The following is a 10374-nucleotide window of genomic DNA, read 5'->3' on the forward strand; positions in this document are numbered from 1 at the left end:
TCTTTTCCTCTGCCTTCTGACGGGGGGGGGTGGAGACGCCGGCCGCCCGTGTGTGGGGCGGTCTTGGGGGTGGCTTGCGCGCGGTGGGGGGTGCCCCCCCCCCCCCCCCCGGGGCCCCCCCCCCCCCCCCCCCCGGAGCCGCGGCCCCTGGCCGACATGAGGGCCAGGGACGCGAGCGAGCGGGGGGCGCGCCGGCTCTCGTACCAGCGCCACAGCCGCAGCCAGGGCGTGCCGCAGGCCTTGCCGGCGTTGCGCCGCCAGGCCCGCTCGGCGGCGAGGCCGGCCGCGTACGCCCCGACCGCTTCCGCGAGCCGATCCTCGAACTCGGCGCGCGCCGCCTCGCCGATCTCGGGCCCGGAGGGGCCCGAGTGCCCGTCGGCGACGTAGAGCGGGCGCAGGCGCAGAGCGGCCCGGTCGACGTCGGCGGAGATCCGCCGGGTCGCGGCGCCCTTCTCCTGGGTGAACTGTCCGAGGAGCTCCCGGAGTTCCCCGACGCCTTCACCCGTGAGGGCGGACAGTCCGAGGACGGTCGCGCCGGGCTCGCCGTGCTCGCCGAGGGCGATCCCGTCGTCGTCCAGCAGCCGCCGCAGGTCGTCGAGCACGAGGTCGGCGGCGTCGCCGGGGAGCCGGTCGACCTGGTTCAGCACGACGAAGGTGACCTCGGCGTGCCCGGCCAGCGGCCGCAGGTACCGCTCGTGGAGGACCGCGTCCGCGTACTTCTCCGGGTCCACCACCCACACCACGGCGTCCACCAGCGCCAGCACCCGGTCGACGTGCTCCCGGTGCGCGCCGAGCGCCGAGTCCAGGTCGGGCAGGTCGACGAGGACCATGCCGCGCAGCGCCTCGGCCTCCGGGGTCTCGCGGGGGCGGCGGCGCAGCCGTCCGGGGATCTCCAGCCGGTCGAGGAGGCCGGCGGCGCCGTCGGACCAGCTGCAGGCGATGGGGGCGGCGGTGGTCGGCCGGCGCAGTCCGGTTTCGGAGATCTGCACTCCGGCGAGTGAATTGAAGAGGGTGGACTTGCCGCTTCCGGTGGCTCCGGCGATGGCGACGACGGTGTGCTGCGGGGACAGGCCCCGGCGTGCGGCGGCTTCGTCGAGGACCCGTCCGGCCTCGGCGAGGGTCTTGCCGTCGAGGCGGGTGCGGGACAGTCCGACCAGCTGGCGCAGGGCGTCGAGGCGTGTCCGCAGGGCCTGGGCCTCGGGGCTGAGCGGGGGCGCGGGGGCCTTGCCGCCGTCGCTGCCGGCGCCGGAGACCGCCCGCACGATCGCCTCGTCGCCGCCGTCCTCGTCCCCGGTGCCCGCTGCGTCCCGTCCGTCTTCCGCCTCCTCTTCGAGGCCGCCCGCGAGGAGGGCGGCGTCGAGCAGCGCGTCGTCGATGAGGGCGTCGCCGGCGCGCGCGCCGCTGCCGCGCGGGCCGCCCTTGCGGTTGGCCCGGTGGCGCGAGCGTGCGATGAACCCGTCGTCCCACCGGTCGCCGGCGTGGTCGCGGTCGCGGTCGGTCACGGCGGTCACCCGCGTCACCTCTCCTTCTGCAGTACGGACAGCGCGGCGATCAGCTCGGCCTGTGGTTCGGGGGTGACTTCGAGCGCCTGGAGGGGGGCGAGCCTGCGGTCCCGTTCGGCACGCAGGACCTGGTCGAGGTGGTCCCCGACGAGTTCGCCGCCGCGGTCGCGCAGGCGTACGGCGGCCTGTACGCCGATCCGCTCGGCGAGCTTCTCCCCGGCCGGGCGGGCCCGTTTGCCGCCGAGGAGGGCGGCGACGAGGAGGGCGGCGATGCCGTCGGGGTCGGGCGCGGGCTGCTTGCCGAGCTTGGCAACCTCCTCCTCGGCGAGCTCTTCCAGTACGCGCCGCCAGCGGCGTACGGCCATGCCGATACGTTCCGCCGCCTCCCGGTCGGGCGCGGGCAACGGCACCGCCCCGGAGGCGGGTTCGCGCCGCCAGACCTCGGCGATCCGCTCGTCGGCGGCGGCGACGGCGCACTGGAGGAGCGCGGCGAGGGATTCCGCGAGGGAGTCGAGGAGTTCGTCGGCGGTGGTGTCGAGGGGGTAGCCGCGCCACCGGGTGAGGGCGTCGCCGGCGAGCACGGCGCCCTTGTCGAGGCGGTTGCGGACCCGCTTGCCCTCCTGCCGGTACGCGTCCTCGACGGCGGAGGTCAGCCGGACCGCGGCGGCGTGCTGCGCGGCGACGGCGGAGGCCAGCTCCGGCATCCGGCGCTTGAGGGAGTCGAGGGCGCCGAGGGCGGTCCGGCCGACCGCGTACTGCCGGGCGGCCGGGTCGTGGACGTGGTGGGTGAGCCAGGCGAGCAGCGGCGCGACGGCGCTGGCCGGCAGCAGCCCGCCGCCCCCGGCCGACTCGGGCAGTTCGGGCACGGTGAACCGCGGTACGTCGCCCAGCCCGGCGCGGGTGAGCAGTGCCCCGTACTGGCGCGAGACCTCGGCGAGCACCTGGTGCGGGACCCGGTCGAGGACGGTGATCAGGGTGGCGTTGTACTGCTTGGCGGTGCGCAGCAGGTGCCAGGGGACGGCGTCGGCGTACCGCGAGGCGGTGGTGACCATGACCCAGACGTCGGCGGCGCAGATCAGCTCGGCGGCGAGGGTGCGGTTCTCGACGACGAGGGAGTCGATGTCGGGGGCGTCGAGGACGGCGAGACCGCGCGGGAGGGTGGACACGGTCTCGATCCGCAGCTCGCTGGTGGCGCCGGGGTGGCCGGCGGCGCGCAGGGGGTTCTTCCTGGAGGAGGGCACCAGCTCCTCGTCCTGCTGGGGTGCCCAGACGCGCATCAGGTCGGGGAGGATCCGCATCCCGGCGAACCAGTGGTGGTCGTCCGGGTGGCAGACGAGGACCGGGGTGCGGGTGGTGGGGCGGAGCACTCCGGCTTCGCTGACCTGGCGGCCGACGAGGGAGTTGACGAGGGTGGACTTACCGGCCCCGGTGGAGCCGCCGACGACGGCGAGGAGCGGCGCCTCGGGCGCCTTGAGCCGGGGGACGAGGTAGTCGTCGAGCTGCGCGAGCAGCTCTGCTCTGGTCTGGCGGGCGCGTGGGGCGCCGGGCAGGGGCAGCGGCAGACGCACGGACGCGACCCGGTCGCGCAGGGCGGACAGGGCATCGAGCAGCTGAGGCCGAACATCCAAGGTCACCACATGCGAAGAATGCCCAATTTGGGACCATTTTTGAAGCTTATACGCCCTCTGCGCGCCGACCGCGACTCCTGAGGGACATCATGGACACGGCGGACGAGTGGGACGCAGGCATAACGAGTGCACAACACCCAGGCCGACGCGGCGCAAAAGCGGTGCGAGAATCGCACCTGCCTGCGATTATCGGGACCGCTTCACCGAACCTCCACAACGTGGCACGCGAGTGAAGCAACCGGGACAAGGCAACCGGAGCCCTATCCTTGACCCGGCACGGACCGCAGTCCCACCCCCAACAAGGGGCTCCAGGCCACCACGGTCACCTTCCGGCCCCCGTAGCTCAGTGGATAGAGCAGGCGCCTTCTAAGCGCTTGGCCGCAGGTTCGAGTCCTGCCGGGGGCACTTCCTTCCACCCTCCCCGGGGGTTTCCCGGGGCCGTCCGGGCCGCCTCGAAGGGCGGTCGTCGCGGCGTCCGCGATTGGCGGAAATTCACTCGACAGGACCCTTGCGGGATCCTTGCACCCGCAAAGCGGAAACCCGAGAACCGGAAGAGCACCGTCCCGCCCGACGGGGGTCTGTTCGGGCGGGACGGCGTGCGGGGTGGCTCCGGGCTCGGGCGGGGTCCGGGTCCGGGTCCGGCGGGGGCCGGTCCGGTTTGGCTCCGGCCCGGGTCCGGGTCCGGGATCAGCCGGCCTGGGAGGCGGGGGCGGGCTCGGCGGGGGCCGCGTCGGCCGGGGCGTCCTGCGGGGAGACGCCGAAGGCCTTGACCGCCTGGTAGTACGTCCAGGCCGTGCTGTCGCAGGAACCCTTCTTGACGCCCGAGTACTGCGAGCAGACCCGCTTCAGGTCGGCGTAGAAGGCGTCGTCCAGCCGGGACTTGTTGGCGGAGAAGGTGCCGGCCGCCTTGTAGTTGCGGTAGCCGAAGTCGTGGCGGGCGCAGGCCGTCTGGAAGGGGAAGCCGAAGGGGTTGTCGGGGGACGAGGAGCAGTAGTCCGTCGACCAGTCGAAGGCGTACGAGGCCCAGTTGCCCTGGCTTCCGCGCGCCGCGACCCAGGCGTTGTAGCTGGAGGCGCTGGTCTGCGTCCAGCCGCTCAGCACCTGCGGCTTGTCCGCGGGGACCGCCGAGGCCGGGGTGGCGAGGGCCAGCAGGCCGGCGGACACGGACGCGAGCAGGGGGACGAGACGGCGGCGCATGGCATTCCTCCGAGTGGGGGCGGCGGGGCGAGCGGGCGACGGGGCCGCCCGGTCCAACTCCCCGCGCGGCGTCGGGACTCACCCTCGGAGCACGCCATATCCCCGGCCCCTACCGCCCCTATAACGCGGCCCGGACGCGTACGTGTCGGCCCGGCTCCCCCTGGACCGCACCCCTCTCAGGTATGACCCCGTGTCCGACCTCCGGCAGATTCGAGGTTGATACCGAGGAGGGACGCGCGCGTGACTCCCGGCCCGAACACTTGGGGGTATGAACCGCCGTCCGCTCGTCATCGCCGCCGCCGTCGCGGGTGTCCTCGCCCTGGCCGCCTTCGCGCTGCCCAACCTGCCGCCCAACCCGGTCACGGACGCCCTGCAGAAGCAGGTCCTGCGGGAGAAGGGCACCCGGTACGCCCATGCCGCGGACGCCCCGAAGAAGGGCGACCGGGCGTTCGCCCTGCCCAGCTGGATCCCGAAGGACGCCACCGACATACGGATCCGCGCGCGCGGCGACGGCGGGGCCCGGCTGATCCGGTTCACCCTCGGCAAGACCCCGCTCGACGGGCCGCAGTGCACCGCCGGAACGCCGAAGAAGGCGGGCGGCCCCCGCCTGGGCGCCCGCTGGTGGCCCGGCGACACCCGGCGCGAGGAGCGCCCCGAATGCCGGGACCGCTACCAGTACCAGGTCTCGGTGCGCGGCCGGCAGGTCTACGCCTGGACCGACGGGACGCCCTCCCCCGGAGCCCGAATACCGGACGGCGGCGGCCCCGGCGGCGGCCCCGGCGGCGGCCCGGCCGTCGCGCCCGCCGCGGTGTCCGGCGGCGCTCCCGCCGCCCGGTAATGGGAGCCGCTCAGACGGTGTCGCGGGCGAGGACCGCGGCCGTGGCCCGGGCGAAGCCCTCCGGGTTGTCGAGCATGATGTTGTGCCCGCAGTCCGGTACGGCCACCACGGCGACTCCGGCGGCCTCCAGGGCTTCGGCGCCTGCGAGCGGTCCGTCCTGCTCCGGGAGGAGGAAGCCGCGCGGGATCTTCAGCTCCAGCAGGAGCTCCCGCATGGTGGGCGTGGTGCCCGCGGCCAGGTTCACGGCGCTGCGGTACAGGGCGGTGCGGCCGGCCAGCCGCATGGTCGACCACCAGTGCGCGCCGACCCGGTCCCGGACCTCCGCCCAGCCTCCGGCCAGGAACTCCTCCTCCGTGTAGGAGGCGAGGCCGCTGCTGCCGGCCGTGCCCGGAGCGGGCGGCAGCGGGTCCAGGTTCGCGTCCACCAGGACGAGCCGGGAGACCAGCCGGGGGTGCCGGGCGGCCAGCACGATGGCCACCGCTCCGCCCATGCTGTGGGCGATCACCTCGGCGCCTTCGGCTCCGGCCGCGGTCATGGCCTCCGCCACGGCATCGGCGTGCGCCTCCAGGGTGTACGGGAACGTCTCCGGACGGTCGCTGTGGCCGTGCCCCAGCATGTCGAGCAGCAGCGAGCGCCGCCCGGCCAGCAGCGGGTGCACGGCGCTCGCGGCGAAGTAGGCGGGGGAGGTCGAGCCGAGCCCGTGCAGATAGACACGGGGCGCGTCCGCTCCCGGCAGTTCGACCCAGCGGATCCGGTCGCCTTCCGGCGTCACGATGGCACTGTGCACGGCGAGTTCCCCCTGAAGTGGTGCGCGAAGTGATGATCCACAAGTCCAGCACGAGGGTAACCAGGGCTCCAGCCGCCTCGTCTACCCTCGTCGGATGACCTTGTACGTGAACCAGCTCGACGGCGCCGCGCCCCTGACCGGACCACCCCCGGCCGGGACCGGTGTGGCGGTGTGGTCGCTGGACACCACGCGCGAGGCGATCGGCGGTCACGAGGCCGGCGGGGCGCGGGCGGTGCTGGACGCGGCCGAACGGGAGCGCGCCGAACGGCTGCTGCGCCCCGCCGACCGGCGCAGCTACCTCGCCTCGCACCTGGGGCTGCGCGTCCTGCTCGGCGGGTACCTGGGGCTGCCGCCGGAGGAGGTCGCCCTGGTCCGCGAGGACTGCCCGGGGTGCGGGGGGCCGCACGGCCGTCCCGCCGTGGCCGGGGGCGCGGTGCACTTCTCGCTGTCCCACAGCGACGACATCGCGTACTTCGCCTTCTCGGGGGTGCCGGTGGGCGTCGACGTGGAGGGGATTCCGAGGGCGAGCGCGGTGACCGACGTCCTGAGCAGCCTGCATCCGGCGGAGGCGGGCGAGATCACCGCGCTGCCGGAGGCGGAGCGGCAGGCGGCGCTGGCCCGGGTGTGGGCCCGTAAGGAGGCCTGCCTGAAGGGCACCGGCGTCGGGGTCGCCTTCGGCCTGGCCGAGCCGTACGTGGGTTCGGACCCCGCCCCCGCCCCGGTCCCGGGCTGGACCCTGCGCGACCTCCCCGCCCCGGCCGGCTACGCCGCCGCGGTGGCCGTCCGCCACCCCGCCTGACTGGAGCGCCCGTGCGCTGCCGCGCGGGGGTCGGTGCCGGTTGGGGGCGGTCGCCGCTGCGCGGGGCGAGGTCCCCTACCCGCCCTTCGCCCGTTCCCCGGGCTGCGCCCGGACCCCTTCCTGGGGGCTCCGCCCCCAGACCCTCCCCCAGCTACCGCTGGGGGTACCCCCAGCGCCTCAAACGCCGGCGGGGCTATGGATAGCCCCGCCGCCATGGACATCCGCCGTGCCCGCAGCGCCGCCGAACTCGCAGCCGCCGAAGGGCTCTTCGACGGGGTGCCCGCCGGCATGGTCTCCGGTGTCGAGATGACCCACCCCGACAAGGGCACCGAGATGTGCCTGTACGAGCTGTCGGTGGCCGAGGGGTACCGCCGACGCGGCATCGGCCGGGCCCTGGCCCTGGCGCTCGCCGACGAGGCCAAGACCCGCGGCTGCTACGGCATGTGGGTGGGGGTCGACACGGACAACGAGGCGGCGCTGGCCACGTACGCGTCGGCGGGCGCCGAGGACGAGGGCCTCTTCTCGATGCGCGGCCGGCCCCTGCGCGACGCCTGAAGGTGCCCGCGGATCAGGGAGAGCCGGAGGGGCCGGTCCCGATCCGCCCCACCCCTGCGGCGGCGTGTCGTGGGGCCAGTCGGCGCACCCTCCGCGCGGGGGCGGCCGCGCTGGCCGAGCATCGGCCGCATGACCGCCATGACCTCCCTGCTCCCGGCCGCCGCCCTGCTGGCGGCGGCCGCCGTCCTGCCGCCGCCGCACCCCGCCTCCGCCGCCGACGACGCCCCCGCCTCCTACGTCGTGATGCTGAAGGACACCACCTCCCGCGCCCCGACCCGGGCCCTGGCCGCCGAGGCGGCGCGGGCGGGGGACGAGGTCGGAGCGGTCTACGACGCCGCCCTCAACGGCTTCGCGGTACGCACCACCGCGGCCCGCGCCGCCGTTCTCGCCGCCGATCCCCGGGTCGCCTCCGTGGAGCCGGACGCGCCGTTCCGGATCTCCGGCGCGACGCACGCCCCCGAGCCCCCGGCCGTCCCCGTCCCGGTACCGGTACCGGTACCCGCCCCGGTCGTGGCCCCCGCGCCCGCCCCCGCCGCCCTCACCCAGCGGCCCGCCCCCTGGGCGCTCGACCGGATCGACCAGCGCGAGCTCCCGCTCGACGGTTCGTACACGTACTCCGGCAACAAGGGCCAGGGCGTCACCGTCTACGTGGTCGACACCGGGATCAACACCCTCCACCAGGAGTTCGGCGGCCGCGCCCGGAGCGGCTACAACGGCTACAACGGGCTGTTCCAGGGCGGCGCCCAGGACTGCAACGGCCACGGCACGCACGTCGCGGCCACCGTCGGCGGGGCGACGTACGGGGTCGCGAAGGGGGTCTCCCTGGTCGGTGTGAAGGTGGCCGACTGCCGGGGCGACGGAAGCCTCTCGGTGATCCTGCGCGGCCTCGACTGGATGGTGAAGGACCACGTCAGGAACCCGGCCCGGGGTCCCGCCGTCGCCAACATGAGCATGGGCGGCACCCGGAGCCACTCCATGGAGGCGGCGGTGATCCGCGCGGTCGCCTACGGCATCACCTTCACCGTCGCCGCCGGCAACGAGGCCAGGGACGCCTGCGCCGGCTCCCCGGCCGCCGTCCCGCAGGCCCTCACGGTCGGCGCGACCGACGGCGCGGACCGCCGTCCGGCCTTCTCCAACCACGGCCGCTGCGTGGACATCTCGGCACCGGGACAGTCCGTCACCTCGGCCTGGAAGGGCTCCCCGACCGCCCTCGCGCGGGCCTCGGGGACCTCCATGGCCGCCCCGCACGTCGCCGGCGCCGCCGCGCTGCTCCTGGCGGACGGCCGGGCCAGGACCCCCGCGGAGGTCAACCGGCTGCTCGTCCGCGACGCCGTCCCGGACCGGATCACGAACCTGCCCGCCGGGACCCCGAACCTGCTCCTGCACCTCCCCGCGGCACCCTAGCCCCGCTGCACCGCAGCCCCGCAGCCCCGCTGCCCCGCTGCCCCGCCGCACGACAACCCGGCGGCACCGACCAGTCGGTATCCGATGTCCCACCAGACCGGGTCTGATGGGACATCAATGTCTGTGCGCTTCGGGCGAAAGCAAGCCATTGACTTCTCAACACCGCGACGCGTCAATGACGGCCATCCGCACCGGCTCGGCCTTCCCCACACAGCGGGTGGGGGGAGGGGTTCGTCATGACGAAGGAGTCGCGACCCTGTGAGTACGAGAACCCTCAGACGAAGAGTGCTGGCCGGGGCGGGCGCCCTGTCCCTGGCCCTGACGGGCGGCGTCGTGGCCCTGACGGGACCGGCGCAGGCCGCGACCAAGACCACACCCGTGCCGGTGAAGTGCGTCGCCCCCGCGCCCCAGCCGGGCGCCAACGGCAACCAGGACTACACCGTCACGGTGCCGGACACCGCCAAGGCGGGCGAGACCGTGCCGATCACCATCGACCCCGGCGAGACGCCGGTCGTCCCGATGTTCACCATCGACACCGTCAACACCATCAAGGCGAAGCTACTCGTCGGCGGGGTCGCGCAGACGGTCACCAGCCCGCCCGTGAACAGCCACCAGGAAGCCGGCAAGAAGGCCGACCCGCCCGCCTTCAACGGCACGATCAAGATCCCGGACGGCACCGAGGGCACGACGGTGCAGATCACGATCGACCAGGTGGTCACGGACGCCGACCTCGGCGGCACGGTCTACACGACGACCTGTACGCCGGACCCCCGCCCCAGCGCCCCGGTCGCCTCGATCGCCGTCGAGGCCCTGCCGAAGGACCCGGTCACCACCAAGCTGACGCCGAACAGCGGCAAGGCCGGCACCGCCGTCACGGTCACCGGCGCCAACTTCCCGGCCGGCCCGGTCACCTGTTCCGCCCAGCTCGCGGGCGCGGCGACCGGTGACGCCGGTGCCGGCACGGCGGACGCGTCCGGCGCCGCCACCTGCAACATCACGATCACCAAGAAGGCCGACACGATCAAGATCGACGGATCGACCGGCCCCGCCAAGGCCTTCACGTTCATCGAGGAGCAGGTGGGCGTGCAGAACCCGGTCGACATCGAGGTGCTGCCCGGACCGCTGGCCCTCGGCCCGAAGGCCGGCCAGCCGGCCGTCAGCTTCGGGGCGGTGACCATCAACGGCAAGGCCCAGTCGGTGTTCGGCGCGTTCAACGCCGCGACCGTCCAGGACTTCCGCGGCGGCAGCCTCGGCTGGGACGTGACGGCGACCCGTACGCCGTTCCTTAACCAGGCGACGGGCCACTCGATGGCCAAGGCGCAGCTCGGCATCCAGCCGTCCTGCACCGTGACCAACCCGGACAGCCCGAGCACCTGCACGGCCGGTGCCCCGGGCGCCATCTCGGGCACGCCGATGAAGGTCGCCTCCCAGGCGGCCGGCGGTGAGGAGCTGACCGGCGGCGAGTTCGCCGTGGGCGGCGCGGCGGTGATCCAGCTGCCGCCGTTCATGTTCGCCGACACCTACCAGTCGGTCGTGACCTTCTCCATCGCCTGACGGACGACGATCCGGACCGGGTGGGGGGGGGGGGGGGGGGGGGGGGGGGGGGGGGGGGGGGGGGGGGGGGGGGGGGGGGGGGGGGGGGGGGGGGGGGGGGGGGGGGGGGG

The 10374-nt window shown here is 74.8% G+C and carries 9 protein-coding genes and 1 tRNA gene; 6 read left to right on the forward strand and 4 right to left on the reverse strand.

Annotation, left to right across the window (positions count from 1 at the left end; all coding sequences use genetic code 11):
* Positions 1-1511, reverse strand: a 1511-nt coding sequence (locus AC07A6_RS40490) for a YfjP family GTPase (RefSeq protein WP_478780433.1), incomplete at its 3' end; no start/stop codon positions are given.
* A gap of 5 nt (positions 1512-1516) precedes the next feature.
* Complete coding sequence (locus tag AC07A6_RS40495; protein ID WP_362463032.1) at positions 1517-3139, reverse strand: dynamin family protein; 1623 nt, start codon at positions 3137-3139, stop codon at positions 1517-1519.
* Between the two features lie 323 nt (positions 3140-3462).
* On the opposite strand from AC07A6_RS40495, the gene AC07A6_RS40500 reads away from it, so the two are divergent.
* Positions 3463-3535: transfer RNA gene (locus tag AC07A6_RS40500), tRNA-Arg, on the forward strand.
* 282 nt (positions 3536-3817) lie between these two features.
* Here the strand turns inward: AC07A6_RS40500 and AC07A6_RS40505 are convergent.
* Positions 3818-4327 (reverse strand): phospholipase, encoded by a 510-nt coding sequence (locus tag AC07A6_RS40505; protein ID WP_362463030.1) that lies wholly within the window; start codon positions 4325-4327, stop codon positions 3818-3820.
* Between the two features lie 268 nt (positions 4328-4595).
* Between AC07A6_RS40505 and AC07A6_RS40510 the strand changes: the two genes are divergently transcribed.
* Positions 4596-5165: a hypothetical protein gene (locus AC07A6_RS40510; protein ID WP_478780434.1), complete on the forward strand. Its 570-nt coding sequence runs from the start codon at positions 4596-4598 to the stop codon at positions 5163-5165.
* A 10-nt stretch (positions 5166-5175) separates the two neighbouring features.
* On the opposite strand, the gene AC07A6_RS40515 is transcribed toward AC07A6_RS40510, so the two are convergent.
* Complete coding sequence (locus AC07A6_RS40515; protein WP_386273802.1) at positions 5176-5952, reverse strand: alpha/beta fold hydrolase; 777 nt, start codon at positions 5950-5952, stop codon at positions 5176-5178.
* A 94-nt stretch (positions 5953-6046) separates the two neighbouring features.
* On the opposite strand from AC07A6_RS40515, the gene AC07A6_RS40520 reads away from it, so the two are divergent.
* The 4 genes from AC07A6_RS40520 to AC07A6_RS40535 all read left to right on the forward strand — a co-directional run bounded on the left by AC07A6_RS40520 (position 6047) and on the right by AC07A6_RS40535 (position 10264).
* A complete protein-coding gene (locus tag AC07A6_RS40520) occupies positions 6047-6751 on the forward strand; it encodes a 4'-phosphopantetheinyl transferase family protein (protein ID WP_478780435.1) in 705 nt (234 codons plus the stop codon).
* Positions 6752-6964: 213 nt separating this feature from the next.
* A complete protein-coding gene (locus AC07A6_RS40525) occupies positions 6965-7306 on the forward strand; it encodes a GNAT family N-acetyltransferase (protein ID WP_478780436.1) in 342 nt (113 codons plus the stop codon).
* A gap of 129 nt (positions 7307-7435) precedes the next feature.
* Positions 7436-8710 carry a S8 family peptidase gene (locus tag AC07A6_RS40530; RefSeq protein WP_478780437.1) on the forward strand — a complete coding sequence of 425 codons (1275 nt, stop codon included), beginning with the start codon at positions 7436-7438 and terminating at the stop codon, positions 8708-8710.
* Between the two features lie 258 nt (positions 8711-8968).
* Positions 8969-10264 carry a hypothetical protein gene (locus tag AC07A6_RS40535; RefSeq protein ID WP_478780438.1) on the forward strand — a complete coding sequence of 432 codons (1296 nt, stop codon included), beginning with the start codon at positions 8969-8971 and terminating at the stop codon, positions 10262-10264.
* The last annotated feature ends 110 nt before the right edge of the window (positions 10265-10374 follow it).

It is taken from the genome of Streptomyces sp. NPDC044002, assembly GCF_056434525.1.

Bases quoted from the DNA above. Each gene is read 5' to 3' on its own strand.
- AC07A6_RS40525 (WP_478780436.1), top strand. From the start codon at position 6,965: ATGGACATCCGCCGTGCCCGCAGCGCCGCCGAACTCGCAGCCGCCGAA.
- AC07A6_RS40520 (WP_478780435.1), top strand. From the start codon at position 6,047: ATGACCTTGTACGTGAACCAGCTCGACGGCGCCGCGCCCCTGACCGGA.
- AC07A6_RS40505 (WP_362463030.1), bottom strand. From the start codon at position 4,327: ATGCGCCGCCGTCTCGTCCCCCTGCTCGCGTCCGTGTCCGCCGGCCTG.
- AC07A6_RS40530 (WP_478780437.1), top strand. From the start codon at position 7,436: ATGACCGCCATGACCTCCCTGCTCCCGGCCGCCGCCCTGCTGGCGGCG.
- AC07A6_RS40510 (WP_478780434.1), top strand. From the start codon at position 4,596: ATGAACCGCCGTCCGCTCGTCATCGCCGCCGCCGTCGCGGGTGTCCTC.